Source organism: Fulvivirga ulvae, assembly GCF_021389975.1.
In the GTDB taxonomy this organism is placed as follows: Bacteria; Bacteroidota; Bacteroidia; order Cytophagales; family Cyclobacteriaceae; genus Fulvivirga; species Fulvivirga ulvae.
The window spans coordinates 4,486,625-4,505,878 of record NZ_CP089981.1 but is presented as its reverse complement, the minus strand read 5'-3'; the positions used below and the strand labels follow the sequence as shown (position 1 = coordinate 4,505,878).

Below are 19,254 nucleotides of genomic sequence, written 5' to 3'. Positions count from 1 at the left end.
GTATCAGTAGTCGTCTATGTCGCGGTATGAAGACCAGATCAGCCGTTTACTTATGGCCTCTTCCTCAAAATCAGGACAGGTATTCTTCCCCATTATACCGCCGGATTCGCATACCTTTTCTCCTATACAATTGTAAACTACGGTTATAAAGTCCGGACAACCTACGCACATATCAGCCATAAAATACTTCTCTCCTTTATAGGTGTATTCAAATATGTCCGCTTTACGATCTACATTAAGGCTCTTCTGCCTCTGAATAACGTCTTGCAGCCATGCCAGCTCGGCTATAGGATCTTTTATGTAGCACATTCCGGTTTGAGCGTTTGTAGTTTTACAAGCCGGGAACATTAGAGTCATGCAAAACAACGTCACTTTCAACCGGCTTAAGTATATTTTATTATTTCTCATATGTAATTCTATAAATTTTACCTGCCTTATCGTCAGACACCAACAAGGACCCGTCAGCTATTTGCAACACATCCACTGGCCTGCCCCAGGCTTCCTGAGCTCTATCGTTGAGCCATCCATCGGCAAAAACTTCTGCCTTCGTAGCTGCGGAGCCTTCGACCTTAACCCTCATCAGCCTATACCCTATTTTAGATGAGCGGTTCCATGATCCATGTTGCGCTACGATAATGTCTCCTTTATAATCTTCCGGAAACATTGTACCCGTATAAAATTTCATGCCTAACGGAGCCGTATGTGCAGCAAAATTCCAGACTGGTTTTTTGAATTCATTACAGTGCCTTTCTGATCCAAACTCAGGATCAGCAATATCACCGCCATGGCAATAGGGATATCCAAAATGCTGGCCCTTTTGAGTCACCCTGTTTAGTTCGCAGGGAGGTATATTATCTCCCATCATATCCCTGCCATTATCAGTAAACCACAGGTTTTTTGTTTCGGGGTGCCAGTCAAAACCTACGGTATTCCTTACGCCCTCAGCCACTATTTCCATTCCGGTACCATCCGGATTAATCCTTGTTATAGATGCATATACCGGGTCTTCGCTTTTACAAATATTACATGGCGCTCCCACAGGCACATACAGTTTACCATCGGGTCCAAAAGCAATGTACTTCCAGCCATGGTGTCCGTCTGTGGGATAATCGTCATATACTACCTCGTAGTCACCCGGATTATCCAGTTTTGCTTCGATATTGTTGAATTTCAATACTCTGCTTATTTCAGCAACGTACAGGTCACCTTCCATAAAAGCTACTCCATTTGGCGAGTTCAGGCCTTCCGCAATGGTATACTTCTTATCAGCCTTACCATCACCATCTGAATCTTTGACTGCATATACTTTGTTACCTTGCCGGTTGCCCACGTATACCACACCCGAAGGGCTCAGAGCCAGTGATCGGGCATTTTCAACTTCGGCAAATTCTGAGATCATAAAACCATCGGGCAGATTTACCCTGTCCAGGCCTGTTCGCTCCGGCTCTTCCACAGGGTTATCATCCGGCTTATCGTTTAGCTCCTCCTCATCGTGCGAAGAGTTACAGGCTGAGAATAAAAAAAGGGCAATAAGAACATATCGGAATACCATGATTATTTTTTTAAATAAAGTTACCTAATAATATTAACCTTCAAAACCTGCCAAGGTTTAATAAAGACTCATATGCAACCTGCCACAACGCTAAATTAAAACTGTCCTTTAATACGAATTGCTCATCAATTCATAACTTTGCAGCTATGTTAGCAATTCAGAATCTTTCCTACTATATCGGAGGGCGACCTCTTTACGAAGACGCATCCTTGCACATCAAACCCAAAGATAAAATTGGCCTCATAGGCCTTAATGGAACCGGAAAATCAACGTTACTCAAACTGGTCAACGGGGATTATAAACCGGATAAGGGTGAAATAGGAAAAAGCAATGAATGTACCATTGGCTTCCTCAATCAGGATTTACTTTCTTACCAGTCAGATGATAGTATTGTTTCTGTAGCTATGCAAGCCTTTGGCGAAGCCGTAGAAACCCAAAGAAACCTTGAGAGGACTTTAAAAAAACTTGAAACGGAGTATTCCGATGAGCTGGTTGAAAAACTCACCCGGTTGCAGGAAAAATTTGAACGGCTGGAAGGGTACACCATGCAGGCCAAAGCTGAGGAAATACTCGAGGGTATAGGATTTAATACCGAGGACCTGCACCGACCTCTGAAGGAGTTTTCCGGAGGATGGAGAATGCGGGTAATGCTCGCCAAACTGTTGTTGGAAAAACCATCACTTTTGATGTTGGATGAGCCCACCAACCACCTTGACCTGCCTTCTATAGAATGGGTAGAAAACTACCTGCGGGGCTATGAAGGGGCAGTTATAGTGGTTTCTCACGACAGGCAATTCTTAAATAATACCATTAACAAAACTGTAGAGGTTTTTAACCAGCAACTCACAGTTTATGAGGGAAACTACGACTTTTACCTTCAGGAGAAAGAGCTTCGCTCCGAAATTCAAAAAAATGCTTTTGAAAATCAGCAACAAAAGATTAAACAGACTGAGCGGTTTATTGAAAAATTCCGGGCCAAAGCTACCAAAGCCCGTCAGGTTCAGTCCAGGGTGAAGGCGCTGGACAGAATGGATAAAATCGAAGAAGTGGTGGATACAAACGCCGTAGTTAACTTCAAGTTCGATTTTAAGCAGAAGTCGGGTCGCCATGTAATACAGCTGGAGCATGTGAGCAAATCGTATGGCAAGCTAAACATACTCACTGACACTACTGCTCATATAGAAAGAGGTGATAAAATAGCACTCATAGGTGCTAATGGTAAGGGTAAGTCTACATTGCTGCGAATAATTGCAGGTACTGAGCCTATTGAAGGACAAAGACTGGAAGGTCATAATTTAAATCTCGGCTTCTACGCCCAACATCAGTTGGAAGATCTGAATGTAAACAATGAAATACTTGAAGAGCTAAAACAGGCAGGTAGTAAAAAAACAGAACTGGAGCTCCGGCAAGTACTGGGATGTTTTCTGTTTACCGGTGATGATGTATTCAAGAAGATCAAGGTATTATCCGGGGGAGAAAAATCGAGAGTTGCATTAGCAAAGACGCTTATTTCCGAAGCTAACTTCCTGCTCCTGGATGAACCTACCAACCATCTGGACTTTCAATCTGAAAATATACTGGTACAAGCCTTACAGCAATATAAGGGAACATTTATCACCGTATCTCACAACAGGCATTTTGTATCCCAGATAGCCAATAAGATATGGTATATAGAGGACCATCAGATCAAGGAGTATCCCGGTACTTTTGAAGAATATAGTTTATGGAAAAGCAAGGTAGATGCAGAAAAGAAAGAATCCACCGTACCTGATCAGAACAAGCCCGAAAAGCAGGAAAAGGAAAAACAAAAGCCTGTTCAAAAAACAGGCAATAGCCATGAAAAACTCCTTATCAACCATCAAAGAGAGCTCACTAAAATAGAAGAACGGATAGATTCCCTCGAAAAAGAGGTTACCCTCGCCGAAAAGGAAATGGCTGATCCGGCCGTTTTTGGCAATCCTGATAAACTTCAGGAAGCTAACGCAAGATATGAAAAGTCTAAAGCTCAGCTACAAGCCCTCAATGAACAATGGGAGCTTAAAGCTGAAGAAATTGACGAGCTGGAAAACAGCTCGAATTAACTTTTTCTTGCTAAAATGGTAAGGGTAGCCGGAAGCAGTAGTTCAAGTTGAGATCTTTAATTTAAGCCTCACATCACTCTGAAAAAAATCTTCCTAAGGTGAAGGTGAGGTTTAAATTAAAATCATAATGATTAATGTAACAGCAAATGCTACTGCATATCTGTAAATCATTTTTCTTAGCTGTAATTCGTAAATCCTCATAAAAATTAAATTTATATAAAATATTTTCTATTAATGCCGCGGTTGCCCAATCGGTAACTGCTTTTCTTTAACTTTCTTTCAAAATCGGCTGCAAACTTACGTACTTCATTCGATGATTTGCAATAATTATTAAAAACAAATTCCAATTTTAAACTCTAATCTGTTCATAATCCGGGATACTTCGGTTTTCCACTCTCCTCCCCACGTAGAATGTAGCGGATACTCTATCTCTATCTCCTGTCTGCTCCATCCAACCGCAGTTACAAAATCAACTTTGCTTTTACTTGCAAAAATGAAGCCAACCCCAGCCTTGAGTACTGCGCCTCCCTTAATATCATTCTCAGTCGTTTCCAGATATGATTTACCCCACATTTTGCTATAACCAGCACCCATATAGTAATAAACCCCGGAAGAGTGCCTGGACAAGTCTCCTTTGTAGTATACATATACAGGCACGTTTTCATAATCATCATATTGCTCATAACCTGTAGCCAGACCAAATTGCAAAAACCGATGAAACCTGTACCCTCCTGAAACGGTTATGGCAGGATAAACATCGCTATTATTCACATCTCCGCCTGCTATAACTCCTCCCAAGAGCATTTTCTCAAATTTTCTCACAAAACTGCCCTGCTTCAGTGAGTCTGAAAAAACATTGTCAATATGAACTTCTATCTCGTTTTCTATGACTACACCCTGAACATCGCCGGTTCCCAGCCGGTTATTTTTATCACTAAAACTTACAAGAGCATAGTCGCTGCTCAATGACACTAATTGTCCCATTATGAAACTTTCATTCTTGAGATATTCTTTATCAGTCTGCGCATTTGCCGCTACTTCAGTTATCATAATCAAGATTAAAAAAGTTATCTTATTCTGCATTTCCGGAAACCTGCAAATGACTCAGGAAAATTATATTATTGATATCTGAATAATCGTACTGATAGAGTCCGTCGTCACCGATCATCATGGCTATATTATTGAACGGGATAATATCAAATGCTTTAATATCTTTATAATGAGCCATTAGCTTATTACCAATATTCCCAATATCAGATGCATCAAATATCTTCAGCCCATCGTCTCCATCACATATAAAAAGTACATTTCCATCTTTACCTAAACCATGCGGATTGTGCATATTGTATGTATAGAGTAACTCCGGGCTGCTGATATTCGATATATCAATAACTTCAAGCTGATTTGTAAACCCCTGGCATTCCGTACCTGAACGTAACGTTACGTAAGCATAATTTCCATCGACCACTACAGGGTCACAGCTGGTAACATGCTCATAGCTGGATACCCAGGCAGGGCGCGCAGGATTGGAAATATCCATAATGTACATCCCGTTCTGTGCGCCGATAAACAAGTGATTGTTTTCCGGAAAAATAGTTTCGATCCCCCAATTTATCCCTACCTTTTCTTCCGCTTTCAAATCAGAAAAATTGCTTACGTTAACCGGATATAAATCTGACTGATCTACAGCATAGAGATAATCGCCAACCAGGGCAAACCTTGCCATTGAACCTGCCATACCGGGATTGGTCGGAGCGCTTGCATCAAAGCTGGCCAACTGATCAACAGCAATTCCTCTTTCGTAGAACACACCCCATTCGTAATTGGTGTTACAATCCGATTCAAATTCTTCTATATGATCTACCGCTTCCCAATCGGTAACTAAACCCATTTGCGAATCAACATAAAACCCATACGAATTATAGCCAGGAAACAGATTTTCTATTCTTCCGACTTCTTTTGCATTTTGCACATCAGAGATATCAATAGCAACAAGATCGATATAGCTGTCAGAAAAAAGGACATTTCCCCGAACAGCAATATCGAATGATCCGGGAATATTTATAAAGGCAATGTTTTCAGGGTTGGCAGGGTCGTGATTATCAATAATATGAACTCCTTCGTTTGGTTCATTAATAAACAGGTATCCGTTTCTAAAATAGATTTTCCCTGTTTGCTCAAGTTCATGCGCTGGTAAAGTAGCTACCGATGACCTTATCTCTGATAAAGGTGTATAAACCGGCTCATAGTAAGTATAACTGTTCTTCACTTCACAGTTATCACCACAGCCAGACAATAAGCCGCATACGCATAGTATTGATATTGCAGCTAACGTTTGCCTCATATGGTGTTGTGTTAGTTCCTTTTGCATGACCTGATTACTTAAAACCACTATCTAATAGACACGAGGTATTGACGAAGGGTTGGAATGGATTAAAACTTTATCTTAAAAAAATTGACTTCAACAGCAGGTCACCAGAATTTATTTAAATACAAATCTGATTCACAACAAACCTACCTGATCTGAAATTGATGTCCTTGACTAATTATTAAAGACGTATTTAAACCTAAAACCAATCTCAAGTGTGGTTGGGCGGCTGGTATATTCGGAGCCTGACTTGGTAATGGAATTGATAGATTGTTTCACCTGAGGTATTATTGCCAACCGGTAATGCGAGCCAAAGTCATAACTAAACTCTGATCCCAGTAGCCCACTGAGTTGATATGTTCGGTACTGAGAGTCCGCACCTGCTGAAATATTGACATCCTTAATTTCTCCTGATGAAGCACTAACCTGGTTATTGAGTAAAATATTATTGGCAACACCACTAAGTATAACGATGTTGAATTTACTATCAAGAAGCACGTATCCTGCCTGTATAGGCACAGAGACCAACTCGTAGGTATTATTGACGTCGTAAGGAGCAGTAAATGCAATATCTTCAGCATCGGCCATATCTGCAAAGTTGCTTAAGGTCTTTGCTGATTCGCGGTCACTGGTATTCACTACATTGGACGTGCTGGTAGTCTGCTGCTGAGCATAGACTATTCCACTCTGCAATACCCATCTTTCTGATAACCTGGTTCCAAAATTAACACCCACATTGTAGGCCTGCCCGGCTTTTTCCTTGCCAAACGACGGCGCTCTTTTGGACGCAACATTTAATTTTGACGTTTCCGCCATAACCATATCAGCATTTGAGCTACCGCCACCCATGTTAGGATCAAAACTTCCTGCCGAGAAACCTATTCCCGCCCATAAACCATCCCCATCATTAGGCTTTTTGGTTGGTACATAGCTGTACCAGGGCACCATGTTGAGTTCTCTTTCCTCAACAGGAGCTGTTTCAAGATATTCAAACAGCCGGTCCAGTTCTTCCGGCAATGTATTACCGTTCGCATTATTTAAATTATTGTGTATACCACCTGAAGCTACAAGGCTTTTTTCTCTACCATCTCCAGGCAAATTTGTTCCGCCATACTCCTCATTTTTTTCATCAGCTACCGACTCATGTTCTGCCATGGCAATTGTGACGGCACCTTGTGTATTATTGTCACTAATGTCTTCCATTTTCATAGTGCTACCAGCTTCTTTATCTGCTAATTGATCATTTCCACGACCAATCTTCTCAGTAGCAACTCCGGCATTGGCATTTGCCAGTCTCTCACCCGTCACTTCACGAGAACCATTATTAAAATTCTCATTGAGTAATCTTTTATTGGTATTTTCCTTGTTATGATCAGATCCTATATAACCCTTATTATCTCCTGACTCGCTTTGCTCTACTGGTGAAGTACTCTCTGCTTTGTTTATCTCAGGATTTTCAAAGGTTTGAGGCTTGCTGCCGGCATGACCTCTTTGCTCACTGGTTGTTTCTGTCATGGCTATTTCACTCTCATCCGCATCAAGGTTATTAAATTGCAAATGGTACACAGCGACACCTCCTACAGTCATGGCAAAAACTACTGACGCCGCCGCCAGTAATTGAAACAGCAACAACCTTTTCTTATACTTATTTGTAGAGGACTGGGAAACTCCTAATTCCACCTTTTCCCAAACTGATGCCGAAACATCCATTTCAGCGTCTGCAAATGCGTTTTCCCACTCCTTTTCGAACTGCGTTTTATCTTGCATTTCCATAACTAATATTTTCTTCCTTTTCTATTTTATCTCTCAGCAAGCTCTTTGCCCTGGCATATTGGGATTTTGACGTCCCTTCACTAATATTTAACAACCCGGCAATTTCCTTGTGAGAATAACCCTCAACAGCAAACAGGTTAAATATTACCTGACAACCTGAAGGCAGCTCCTGAATCATCTTTAACAGCTCCCTAAAATGAAAATCAGCCAACGAAAAATTGCTTTCTTCAGAAAAATTCAGCTCGTGAACATCAACCATAGGAAAAAGATATAATTTACTTCTCTGATGGTTAAGTGCGGTGTTGATTACAATCCTTTTAACCCAGAAATCAAGCCTGGACTCTCCCCTAAAAGTTTTGATTTTCTCGAATATCTTTATGAACGACTCCTGTAAGATGTCCTCAGCTTCCTGATCGGACTTTGAATAGCGCATAGCCACAACCATCATCTTCTTTGAATAAAGATCGAATAATTGCTTCTGGGACTTTCTATCTCCCTTACAACAGCCCTCAATAAGCGCTTTTTCCGGATCCATTTACAATTTATCTGCTGCAACCATGTTATATAGACACCGTAAGTTTCCAATAGGTTGGAACTGTTCTTGTATATCGTAAAATTAATTATATTTTTATCGCCATTATGAAAAAATGGACTGCTGCTATACTATTTATTTTTGTTCTTGGTGCCTTTAACATGCCTTACAACAGGACAACATCTGTTTATCAGAATAAAAAACTGGTATATAAGGACGCTACTTATGAGCCGGAGATCAGGACTGTGCAGCTTTATCCTTACACAGGCAGCTCCAACGCTGTACTATCGCCTGCCGTAGCCTCGCTTAACAACAATAACCTGTTACTGGAGTTTGATGACCTCGTTCAAGCTCCTGAAAATTACAGGGTCAAAATTATCCACTGCAATAGCAACTGGACACCCTCCCGCCTGAGAAGTCTGGATTATTTATATGATTATAATGAATTCAATATTGACAACTATCAGCTATCAGTGGATACCAAACTGTCATACGTCCACTATCAATTTAAAATACCCAACATCAAAATACCTGGCAACTATTTGCTGGTAGCTTACCGGGGAACAGACGAATCTGATATTATTTTATCTAAGAGATTTATGCTTTTCAGCAGCCTGGTATCTATTAACCTGATGAGTGATCTTACTGGCCTCAGCTCTAACAACAGGCTTAACCAACAACTTGACTTCACTATCAACTACAATGATTATCCGCTTCAAAATCCCATGGAAAATGTTTCCATTGTAATACGTCAAAATCAAAGATGGGACAACGCCATTGCTACCCTGAAACCAAATTTTATACGCGAAAATATCAATGAGCTGGAATATCGCTTTTTTAACTATGAAAACAATTTTAATGCAGGTAATGAATTTCGCTTTTTCGATATGAGGTCCTTGAGGTACCCCGGACAAAACGTTCAGCGGGCTAACCTGAATACCCGGCCTACCATGGTTGATCTGATGATGGACAAACCCAGGATTTATCAGCCATACACACAGTATGATGACCTGAATGGTGAGTACTTTATTGCCAATTCTGATACTGGCAACGGTGCCTTGCAAAGTGATTATGTCACTGTACGGTTTCACCTTAAAGCGGATAAGATCAACGGAGATATCTATGTAATTGGTGAAATGAATAACTGGGACCTGCAAAACAAAATGGCTTATGATGAAGTATCCGGCACTTACAATAGTGAGATGATATTAAAGCAGGGCTACTACGACTACCAGTATTACATTAAAGGAGATACACTAAGATCCAACTACTTTGAGGGTGATCATTTTCAAACGGAGAATGAATATGAAATATTTGTTTACTATAAGCCGCCCACGAGTCGCTCAGAATTGCTTATTGGATATGGGTATTATGAGATGAATCCGGCTCGCTAAGCGTAGCTAAATTCATACTTAAGCACCCTGCTATTTGGATTGGAATGTGCTACATCAAGCATGCCAAATCCTTTGTGTGTAAACTGCCCCAGCCCACAATGAAGAACAAACTCCTGTACTTCTTTGGCTGCATACAGTGTAAAAGGAAATGTGTAGCCTCTGATCTCATATTTCACATCGCGATCATATACCGGATAAATACGGGCAAATTTCTTTTGCGCAGCAGTAAGCCTTGCTATATAGGTTTTGTCAGGTACTACCTGGAATTTATAGAATCCCTCCAACTGCTCTTTTACAAACATCCCTGAAGCTTCCATCCTTTCTATGGTAGACTCGTATAGCAGATCTGAAAAAGTATCGGTTTCCGGCGGAATAAACCTCTTGGCTGTACTGTCATTAAATGATGAGTTAAGTATGACCAAAGGCGAAATACAAACAAACTTTAGTGAATCATCTACCTGGATTCTATCTTCGAGTTCCACAGTTTCAGGCTGCAGGTATAATCCGCCAATTTCCACCTGAGTAAACTCAAAAAGGTTTGTTAAAAAGTAATCAATAAATTGCTTGTTGGGACTTGAGAATACAAGAGTAACCCGGGATGAGTAAAAGTGAAGTCCCTTTCGGCTTATTTTGGTTTGCCCTTTAAGACCGGAGAAGTTATAAAATGCATATTGTATAAACTTCTCATCACCACCCTTGATCAAAATACCTTTGATCATTTGCGCCAGCAAATATTGATGGTGAAAAGGAACATGGCCTCCCCTATTCTTCAGAAGAAATATAATTCTGACTCTCAATTTGAAAATAATTACCTAGACAAAAAATCAGGGGTTTCAGCAGAAAATTTCAATATTAGCTAAAAAATGCGCGAACCCTTATCTCAAAACAAAATGTAACTTTTAACTTTCAGCCAGACTGTTCAATCGTAATCGAAAAAAAAGTTATACAATATTTTAATAAAAATAGCGTTTAATCGCCAATTCTAAAAATCGATGTAATATAAAATTCTTTTTTTAAACATTAAATCTAAAGTGCATAATATCTCCATCGCTCACAACATATTCTTTTCCCTCAATCGCAACCTTACCAGCCTCCTTACAGGCTACCTCTGATTTAAATTTCTGATAGTTTTCCAGTTTGATCACCTCGGCCTTAATGAAGCCTTTTTCAAAGTCCGTATGTATTACTCCCGCAGCCTGCGGAGCTTTCCATCCCTTTTTAATAGTCCACGCCCGTACTTCCTGAACACCCGCCGTGAAATATGTGATGAGGTTTAATATATTATATGCGGCTCTGATCAGTTTATTCAAGCCAGATTCTTTCAATCCATACTCCGACAGGAACATCTCTCGCTCTTCCTTATCTTCAAGCTCGGCTATTTGTGCTTCAATGGAAGCAGATACTACCACAACCTCCGCATTTTCATCTTTTATAGCCTGTTTAAGTTTTTCGGAATACTCATTACCATCAGGCAGGGCAGTCTCTTCTACATTGGCAACATAGATCACCGGCTTAGCTGTAAGCAGCTGCAGGTCTGCAACCGCCTTCTTATCTTCATCATCCAGCTCCAAAGCTCTGGCATTTTTACCGGATTCCAGATGCTGTTTGTATTGCTGCAGTATAGCCAGGTCTTTCTTTGCTTTAGCGTCACCACTTTTAGCTATTTTCTCAATGCGTAATATCTTTTTATCTACCGATTCCAGATCTTTCAATTGCAACTCAGCATCTATCACTTCCTTATCAGAAACAGGATCTACTCTACCCTCAACATGAACAATATTATCGTCGGCAAAACACCGTACCACATGAGCGATTGCATCTACCTCACGAATATTAGCCAAAAACTGGTTTCCCAATCCTTCACCTTTACTAGCACCCTTAACCAAACCAGCAATATCAACAAATTCAATGGTAGTAGGCATAACCCTTTGTGGATTCACCAACTCTTCAAGTATGTGTAACCGCTCATCCGGAACGGTGATGACACCAACATTGGGCTCAATGGTGCAGAAGGGAAAATTGGCCGCCTCAGCCTTATTATTAGAAATTGCGTTAAAAAGTGTTGACTTACCCACATTCGGAAGCCCTACAATACCACATTTAAGTGCCATGAAATTCTATTTTTTCTGAACTTTAAAAATACCATAACTTCTATACCCTGTATACAGCTCTGAAAATGACACGCGTATTACAGTGTAAACAGGTATGGCCGCTATCATGCCCGGGATACCTGCCAGCGAAGCGCCTGCAAATATAATTATAAATATTTCTAAAGGATGAGCTTTTACGCTTTTAGAAAAGATTAATGGTTGCAGTACAATGTTATCTACCAATTGCACAATAGCGAATACGGAAGCTATTTTCAATATTAAAAACATGTAATCCTGCGAAGTTACAAGGTCTGTCCCGGTTGATACCCCTACGGCGATTCCGAAGGTAGCCCCTAATATAGGCCCCATATACGGAATGAGGTTTGCGACGGCAGCAAATAATGCTATGGTCAGAGCATACCTGATCCCCAGAATACCCAAACCAAGTGAAGCGATACTAAATATGGAAAACATCTGAAACAGTAATCCGATCAGGTAGTTAGAGAGCAATCGCTCTATTTTGTTATACGCAGCTATCGTCACCTCAAAATACTTATTGGGAATAAAGGAAATCAGCTTCTTTCGCATCGATCCCATTTCATAGAGGAAGAAAAATGAAATAAAGCTAACGGCCAGTATTCCAACAAAAAATTGACCGGTCACGGCCAGAATATCATTTAATATATTTCCAATTTTAACATTAGAAATGAACTCAACAATGCTTTCCCTCAGGCTGTTCACTATGAAACCTTCAGGCTCGGTAGTAAGCCCGTTAATAATTAAAAAGTGTTCGAACCTTTGCAATGGAAGGGTTATCCTATCATACAGGCTTTCATAGTTTACACCTGAGATCACCTCTATTTGCTCGGAGATTAACGGTATGAATAAAACTATAAAGGAAGCAATAAACAAAATAAGGATGAGGTAGGAAAAAATCACTGCCAGTAATCGCGGCATTCTGATATTAAACAACTGCACCTTGGCCATGTATTGTGTCAGGGGCCGGAGGATGCTACTTACCACAATGGCTATCGCTACATAAATAAAAATATCAAAAAAGACCCACCCCAGCAGGATTATAGCTATTATAACCAATAAAATGTAAAACAGTGTTCGCCAGAGCATATCGGTCCTTTTAAACAAACATAACAAAAAAAGCCCTTGAAATTCAAGGGCTCTCCGCTATATACTTTTCGATTATTTTAATCCCATTTCAATTCAGTATCGATCTCGCTTCTTCTCACATCACTCTCTTCTCCATCCATATCAGCAGGTCTGTCAAACTGAGTAAAATCAATATCAGGAAGCAATTCATCCTTTACATGATTTACAGTGTTATTTAAGGCTTCAACAAACTTGTTAAAATCTTCTTTATATAAAAAGATCTTATGTTTTTCGTAGGTAAACCCATCATCCTTATACCTCCTCTTGCTCTCGGTAATTGTCAGATAATAGTCATTTGAACGCGTTGCCTTAACATCGAAGAAATACGTTCTTTTTCCTGCCCTTACTCGTTCTGAAAATATTTCCTCTCTTTCATTGGTATTATTCTCTTCCACAATCCTAATAGTTTAGTTTACAATTTTGCCTTTTATACATAAATCGGATTTAAATATAGTATAATAATTAGGTTTAATGCAAACAGATAATTATTAATTATAAAACAATTTTCATTTACCCGCGTTGCAAAGAGATCAATTCCTTAGCTTTATCCTCTGAAACAAGTTATTACCTTGTATGAAAATAGACTTAAATCAGGTCAAAAACCTGGGGCATATCGATTTTTTGGCCAAACAGCTGGTTGAGGGTTTTATTACCGGACTGCACAAGTCTCCTTACCATGGTTTTTCAGTGGAATTTGCTGAACATCAGCTATATAATACCGGAGAAAGTACGCGGCATATCGATTGGAAAGTGTATGCTAAAACTGATCGTTTGTACACCAAAAGATATGAAGAAGAGACTAACCTTCGCTGTCAGATCGTTATCGACAATTCATCTTCCATGCATTATCCTCAAAACACTAAAGGCAAGCTAACTTTTAGTATTTTAGCTTCCGCAGCCATAGCCTACCTTCTGCAAAAACAACGAGACGCAGTCGGTATTACAAGTTTTTCAGACCAAATAGAAGTTACTACTCCCATAAAGTCCACGGGAACCCACCTCAATAAGATTTTTATCCAACTTGAAAACCTGCTTAATCAGCAAAGCAACCTCAAAAAAACAGCTGTTGCCAATATCCTTCATGAAGTGGCGGAAAAGAACCATCGCAGGTCATTGATAATCATATTTAGCGATATGTTTGATAATGAAAATGAATTGGACGAGATATTTAAAGGGTTACAGCACCTGAAGCACAACAAACACGAAGTACTGCTGTTCCATGTATCGGATAAAAACACTGAATATACGTTTGAGTTTGAAGATCGCCCATACGAATTTATAGACCTCGAGTCTGGTGAAAAGCTAAAGCTTCAACCACATGAGGTTAAGGAGCATTACACAAAGCAGGTCAGGGAGTATTATCAACAACTGGCTCTAAGGTGCGGCCAACTAAAAATAGACTTTATTGAGGCTGATATCAATGAGGATTATAACGATATTCTAAATGCTTACCTTATAAAAAGGTCAAAATTGAAATAAAATAATAAGCAGCTTCTGATTGCAGATCAGAAACTGCCTCTGAAATTATTCGTTATGGAGCCATTCTTTTTTGGCTACCAGCTCTTCCTCGGTCTCTTCATAATCCGGGTCAGGAACACAGCAGTCCACAGGGCATACAGCCGCACATTGAGGCTCCTCATGAAAACCCGTACATTCCGTACATTTTCCCGGCACAATATAATAGAACTCATCAGATACGGGTCCCTGGCTCTCGTCACCACCTATTACCACACCGTCTTCCATCTCCACTTCTGTCAGTTCAGTACCTCCACTCCATGTCCATTCTATACCACCCTCGTAAATTGCAGTATTGGGGCATTCCGGCTCACATGCACCACAATTGATGCATTCGTCAGTTATCATTATTGCCATCTCTATAGCTTATTTCACGTGTATAACATTCATTTAAATCCTACATAAAAGGCACAAACTCACCATATTTCGATTTCTTGTGGCATTAAAATGCCTAAAGTTTACGCTCCTTTCTATGTAAACAAGATTAATTTTTAATCTTTGCAAAAATAGGAAGTATCTTCCTGCTTTCAAACACAAAGCGCAGACGAAAGGTTTACAGATATGGCAGAACTTAAGGAAACGATCGCAGTATTCTCGGAACTGGGAAAAAGAATTGATAACCTGGATGAAGAGACAACAACGGAGTTAATTGCAAAGGCCCGGTCAAACAATTCCTGGTTTACCCGGGAAAGTGTAGAATCTGCACTTAAAGGTATTGTCAACTACCTGCAAGAGGGTAAATTGAACCGGTGGGCTGAAGCGTACCCTATAAGAAACCAAAACAAGAAAGTAGGCATAGTGATGGCCGGCAATATACCTCTCGTAGGATTTCATGACGTGCTTTCCGTCATAATCAGTGGCAACCAGGCGCATATTAAACTAAGTTCTCAGGATACCGCGTTGATGACCTATGTGGTTCACGAGCTTATTGCCATTGCACCCGCACTGGAAAAACAGATCATCATCAGAGACCAGCTAAAGGACATAGATGCCATTATCGCCACCGGAAGTGATAACACCAGCAGGTATTTCAATTATTACTTTGGCAAGTATCCTAATATCATCAGAAAGAACAGGACTTCATGCGCAATATTAACGGGCTCTGAGGCTGATGAAGATCTGGCTCAGCTCGGCAATGACATTTTTAAATACTTTGGATTAGGTTGCCGCAATGTAGCTAAATTGTATGTTCCAAAAGGATATAAGTTTGACCAGTTTTACGCCGCGATAGAGCTCTTCAAGTACGTTTCAGACCATCACAAATACAACAACAACTACGACTACAACAAATCCATCTACCTGGTAAATGGTGTACCCCACCTCGACAATGGCTTTCTCATGCTCAAGGAAGACAAGGCAATGGTCTCCCCTATCTCTGTCATCTTCTACGAGCAGTACGCCTCAGAAAGTGAGCTGGAGGCTCTACTTGAGGCTAATAAAGAGAAAATCCAATGTATAGTCTCCAACAACAGTAACAGACCTGACAGCATCAGCTTTGGAAATGCCCAGCAGCCTGAGCTTTGGGATTATGCTGACGGGGTTGATACTATGAAGTTTTTGGTGACGCTTTAAAATAAGTGTCTTTGTAATTCCACTATAGTCCCATAGAACTTGATATCTCAAACATGGGCAAATACATAGCTATTAAAATAAAGCCAACAAAAAGGCCAAGCACGATAATAATTATAGGCTCTAAAAAAGTTCCTAAAAGGCCTGTCAGCAGATCAACTTCCTCAGAGTATTGCTTTGAAAGCCTGGAGAAGAACGCCTCCAGTTGATTGATCTCTTCGCCTACTTTTAGTTGAGCCAGCATCTTTCTGCTATAAATACTGTGCCTGGACAAGCTTTTAAATAAAGTATTCCCGTGTAGTATCTCCTTTTCTGCACTAATTAATGACATGGTTATGGGGTAGAAACTAATCATTTGACGAACCAGTTGCATTGATTGAATAAGAGGGACTTTAGCACCGGTGAGCAATGCCATTGAACTACAGAATCTGGATAAGTAGATATTCTTATATATTTTACCAAACAGCGGGATCATTAGAATTATCTTCGTAAGAGCCTTATCAAACCATTCAGTTTTCCTAAAATTAAACCAAGCTAATATCAACAAAGTAATGACGAGCAAAAGGTAATAATAGTTTTCAGTTACTGCATTAGAAATGTTGAGTATGAACTGTGTCATAGCGGGCAATTCTCCACCAAATCTTTTAAAGATATCCGAAAACATGGGAACAATGAATGCCAGCATGAAAATAATAGCAGCAATGGAAGTGGAAAATATCAATATAGGATAAGACAGGGCACTGATCATTTGTTTTCGCTGTTTAATGCGCCTGTCATAATATTTATGCAACTCATCCAGAACCTCTGACAACTTCCCCGATTCTTCCCCTATTTCCAGACTGAATATTTCATACTTGGAAAATTCACTTTCACTGGCCATTGCTCCTGAAAGCGTTGCACCTGAAATAAGCCGCTCCTTAATGCCAAGAAATATGTTCCTGATTTTAGCCTTGGCCTGCTCTTGCTCAAAGATCTCTAAAGCTGTTTTCAAATCCACACCGGCATTTAACATCATCGATAGCTCCAGGTAAAATTCCGCTTTTATCTTATCAGATATTTTACCTGAACCCAAAGAAATATCTTTCGATAACAGATCAGACAGAAAATCCTTCCCACTCTTTTCAGAGCTCTGCTGCTTTTTTTTATATTGATTAATATTTACTGCCATCGACCAAACCGGCTATTATGAATTAAGTCCTCCGAACAATATCTCTTTCGCTGGTGTATCGTGTGTATACTTTCATCCGCCACAAACTCAATAAATATCTCATCGAGTAACCCATCTTCCAGTTTTTTCCACTTAAGTTTTGTTACAAACTTAACGACCTTGCCTTCCAGCGTATCCCTCATCAGTCCCTGCTCCCGAATTAATAAATTGTTCAATGATATATAATTGACCTCCCGGTCACCGCCCTTTAACACTATCCGGTTGTTGACCCTGCTAGCCATATTGCACCGTTCTAAATCCTTTCGCAGTTGAGTATTGAAGCTTGCAATATTCAATACTCTTTTTTGCTTATTGGTAAATAAACTATAATACATATTACTCTTATAAAATGTGTAATATGCCGCGGAAAGCACAATGCTGCTCAGGAGCATTACTACCAGCATTTCGATCAGGGAAAAAGCAGCAAGTTTCTTATTCAACATATACTAATTCCTTTCTTTCCAAAATGAAGTCATTGCCAACGGTCCTGGCCTGAAATTTAATTTGTACTAAGCCAGGAACTCCTTCATAGGCGTCTATACTCCTTTCTACGATAATATTATCAAATGCATAGCTTTTCGACACAAATTCTTTGCTTTCTTTAGTTTTTATTGACAAGTCTTCTATAATCAGAGCAGCTCTCAATTTAACAGTACCTGCTGAAGTCCGGGTGACGTTAATAAAAATCAGGGAAGCCAATACAAATACCGCTGTAATTATTACCGAGGCTATGATCACCTCGATCAGCGATGAGCCTGCGACTTTTACTCCAACCATTTCATTATTCCTTTTGAGGCCTCTAAAGCAGTAAAATCAGGGACATACATAGAAAATGCCCTTGCAATATTTTCAATCCGGGCATGCTGCAAGTAGTTTTTATGGATAGCGGAAGGTGTCTGCAATACAATATTTTCACAGATCAAACTACCTGAAATTCTTCCCGAAAACTGAACATTTCCCTGCACATAGATGCTTCCATCAATAAATGTATTGTGCCCCATTTTCAGTATCCTTTCTCTGGGGGATCCATTTCCAACAGCCAGAACAGCACCTTCCACTACGGTATTTGTCTCAATACTAATTACACCTTTGGACGAAGAATTAAGCACCAACGCACTGGGGTAAAGTAAACTGGCCTGAGAGTTCATTTTTATGGAATCCGTGGCAAAGATCTGAACAGTACCTTCAAAACCATTTTTGATCTCAACATATGGCGCCATTAATATAACATCTTCCAGTTTACTCAAACCCGACAGACTAATGCTCTCTTCGGAAATGATCAATATTTTACCTTTCATGGTTTCATTAATAACCATAGATGAAGGAGAGTAAAACACCAAAGGAGCATTTTTAAAACTGTTTACCCTGCCTTCCATTTCTCCTTCGGCCACATGGTCCATGAAGTTTTCCTGCATAAACTGAATATGCGAGACCAAATCTTGTCGAACAGAAGGAAGCTCTTTCGCGCTTTTGTGCGTTAGGCCGTTCACCAGCTCCATACCGGTAAAAGAGGTATTGTTAAGAAACCCCTGTCTGGCATTGCCTCCCGGTAAATAGGCTGTACCTGAGATGCGGGTATCCCCTACCAAATACAGTGGGTCTCCATGGTCAGCAAGATACAAACAGGGCAAAGCTTCAATATCTGAGCCTATATATCCAATCTTTGTTGTACGCTGTCTTCCTGAAGAAGCATGAGATGAACCAACAGTAAATATCCCCCATTGATCCTTTTTGACAACTGTTTCCGTGGATTCTGATAAATCTAATTTGATGGCTTTACCTTCCGGGATATTCTCTTCGTTTGCCAGCAGGTAGTTAATTCCGGATTCCGCATTACTAAAAAGGAGATCAGATTGTGTATAGTCGATAAATGATATCCGGTAATAGTATCCCAGCATTATCAAAGAGGCGCAGACCATGGCTGAAATAATAGATATCACAAGTACATATGATAAAACACCTGCCTTAACAGTAAACTTTATCTTATGCACCGTAAAACCTGACATTCA

General features: G+C 40.0%; 19 protein-coding genes. 4 read left to right on the top strand and 15 right to left on the bottom strand.

Annotation, left to right across the window (positions count from 1 at the left end):
• Positions 1–3: 3 nt before the first annotated feature.
• Positions 4–309 carry a DUF6970 domain-containing protein gene (locus LVD17_RS19145; protein ID WP_233760618.1) on the bottom strand — a complete coding sequence of 102 codons (306 nt, stop codon included), beginning with the start codon at positions 307–309 and terminating at the stop codon, positions 4–6.
• 88 nt (positions 310–397) lie between these two features.
• A complete protein-coding gene (locus LVD17_RS19140; RefSeq protein WP_233760617.1) occupies positions 398–1,552 on the bottom strand; it encodes a PQQ-dependent sugar dehydrogenase in 1,155 nt (384 codons plus the stop codon).
• Between the two features lie 146 nt (positions 1,553–1,698).
• On the opposite strand from LVD17_RS19140, the gene abc-f reads away from it, so the two are divergent.
• Positions 1,699–3,633: a ribosomal protection-like ABC-F family protein gene (abc-f, locus tag LVD17_RS19135; protein ID WP_233760616.1), complete on the top strand. Its 1,935-nt coding sequence runs from the start codon at positions 1,699–1,701 to the stop codon at positions 3,631–3,633.
• A 330-nt stretch (positions 3,634–3,963) separates the two neighbouring features.
• Here the strand turns inward: abc-f and LVD17_RS19130 are convergent, their stop codons facing one another.
• The 4 genes from LVD17_RS19130 to LVD17_RS19115 form a co-directional block, all read right to left on the bottom strand.
• Entirely contained in the window at positions 3,964–4,683 is a 720-nt protein-coding gene (locus LVD17_RS19130; RefSeq protein WP_233760615.1) for a hypothetical protein, read from the bottom strand.
• Between the two features lie 22 nt (positions 4,684–4,705).
• On the bottom strand, positions 4,706–6,004 hold the full coding sequence (locus LVD17_RS19125) for an LVIVD repeat-containing protein (RefSeq protein ID WP_233760614.1): 1,299 nt from the start codon (positions 6,002–6,004) through the stop codon (positions 4,706–4,708).
• A 171-nt stretch (positions 6,005–6,175) separates the two neighbouring features.
• Positions 6,176–7,768 carry a hypothetical protein gene (locus LVD17_RS19120; RefSeq protein ID WP_233760613.1) on the bottom strand — a complete coding sequence of 531 codons (1,593 nt, stop codon included), beginning with the start codon at positions 7,766–7,768 and terminating at the stop codon, positions 6,176–6,178.
• Positions 7,758–8,309, bottom strand: a complete 552-nt coding sequence (locus LVD17_RS19115; RefSeq protein WP_233760612.1) for an RNA polymerase sigma factor — start codon at positions 8,307–8,309, stop codon at positions 7,758–7,760. Before LVD17_RS19115 ends, LVD17_RS19120 begins: the two co-directional genes overlap by 11 nt.
• 104 nt (positions 8,310–8,413) lie before the next feature.
• On the opposite strand from LVD17_RS19115, the gene LVD17_RS19110 reads away from it, so the two are divergent.
• Complete coding sequence (locus LVD17_RS19110; RefSeq protein WP_233760611.1) at positions 8,414–9,700, top strand: type IX secretion system plug protein; 1,287 nt, start codon at positions 8,414–8,416, stop codon at positions 9,698–9,700.
• On the opposite strand, the gene cas6 is transcribed toward LVD17_RS19110, so the two are convergent.
• The 4 genes from cas6 to LVD17_RS19090 all read right to left on the bottom strand — a co-directional run bounded on the left by cas6 (position 9,697) and on the right by LVD17_RS19090 (position 13,349).
• The gene (gene cas6, locus LVD17_RS19105; RefSeq protein WP_233760610.1) at positions 9,697–10,497 is read right to left on the bottom strand and encodes a CRISPR-associated endoribonuclease Cas6; all 801 of its coding nucleotides are present in this window, start codon (positions 10,495–10,497) and stop codon (positions 9,697–9,699) included. The two genes, LVD17_RS19110 and cas6, sit on opposite strands and share 4 nt — an antisense overlap.
• Before the next feature lie 216 nt (positions 10,498–10,713).
• Positions 10,714–11,811 carry a redox-regulated ATPase YchF gene (gene ychF / locus LVD17_RS19100; protein ID WP_233760609.1) on the bottom strand — a complete coding sequence of 366 codons (1,098 nt, stop codon included), beginning with the start codon at positions 11,809–11,811 and terminating at the stop codon, positions 10,714–10,716.
• Positions 11,812–11,817: 6 nt separating this feature from the next.
• Positions 11,818–12,915 (bottom strand): AI-2E family transporter, encoded by a 1,098-nt coding sequence (locus LVD17_RS19095; protein WP_233760608.1) that lies wholly within the window; start codon positions 12,913–12,915, stop codon positions 11,818–11,820.
• 77 nt (positions 12,916–12,992) lie between these two features.
• Positions 12,993–13,349 carry a DUF3276 family protein gene (locus LVD17_RS19090; RefSeq protein WP_233760607.1) on the bottom strand — a complete coding sequence of 119 codons (357 nt, stop codon included), beginning with the start codon at positions 13,347–13,349 and terminating at the stop codon, positions 12,993–12,995.
• 178 nt (positions 13,350–13,527) lie between these two features.
• Between LVD17_RS19090 and LVD17_RS19085 the strand changes: the two genes are divergently transcribed.
• Positions 13,528–14,433: a DUF58 domain-containing protein gene (locus LVD17_RS19085; RefSeq protein WP_233760606.1), complete on the top strand. Its 906-nt coding sequence runs from the start codon at positions 13,528–13,530 to the stop codon at positions 14,431–14,433.
• Positions 14,434–14,478: 45 nt separating this feature from the next.
• On the opposite strand, the gene LVD17_RS19080 is transcribed toward LVD17_RS19085, so the two are convergent.
• Positions 14,479–14,826 carry a 4Fe-4S dicluster domain-containing protein gene (locus tag LVD17_RS19080; protein WP_233760605.1) on the bottom strand — a complete coding sequence of 116 codons (348 nt, stop codon included), beginning with the start codon at positions 14,824–14,826 and terminating at the stop codon, positions 14,479–14,481.
• A 204-nt stretch (positions 14,827–15,030) separates the two neighbouring features.
• Here LVD17_RS19080 and LVD17_RS19075 point away from each other — a divergent pair, with 204 nt between their 5' ends.
• The gene (locus LVD17_RS19075; protein WP_233760604.1) at positions 15,031–16,041 is read left to right on the top strand and encodes an acyl-CoA reductase; all 1,011 of its coding nucleotides are present in this window, start codon (positions 15,031–15,033) and stop codon (positions 16,039–16,041) included.
• A gap of 22 nt (positions 16,042–16,063) precedes the next feature.
• Here the strand turns inward: LVD17_RS19075 and LVD17_RS19070 are convergent, their stop codons facing one another.
• The 4 genes from LVD17_RS19070 to LVD17_RS19055 are packed head-to-tail and all read right to left on the bottom strand — an operon-like array spanning position 16,064 to position 19,251.
• On the bottom strand, positions 16,064–17,206 hold the full coding sequence (locus LVD17_RS19070) for a type II secretion system F family protein (RefSeq protein WP_233760603.1): 1,143 nt from the start codon (positions 17,204–17,206) through the stop codon (positions 16,064–16,066).
• Complete coding sequence (locus LVD17_RS19065) at positions 17,197–17,688, bottom strand: PulJ/GspJ family protein (RefSeq protein ID WP_233760602.1); 492 nt, start codon at positions 17,686–17,688, stop codon at positions 17,197–17,199. Before LVD17_RS19065 ends, LVD17_RS19070 begins: the two co-directional genes overlap by 10 nt.
• Positions 17,678–18,022, bottom strand: coding sequence for a type IV pilus modification PilV family protein (locus LVD17_RS19060; protein WP_233760601.1), 345 nt, complete (start codon positions 18,020–18,022; stop codon positions 17,678–17,680). Before LVD17_RS19060 ends, LVD17_RS19065 begins: the two co-directional genes overlap by 11 nt.
• Positions 18,010–19,251: a hypothetical protein gene (locus tag LVD17_RS19055; protein WP_233760600.1), complete on the bottom strand. Its 1,242-nt coding sequence runs from the start codon at positions 19,249–19,251 to the stop codon at positions 18,010–18,012. The genes LVD17_RS19060 and LVD17_RS19055 overlap by 13 nt, the downstream gene beginning before the upstream one ends.
• Between the last annotated feature and the right edge of the window lie 3 nt (positions 19,252–19,254).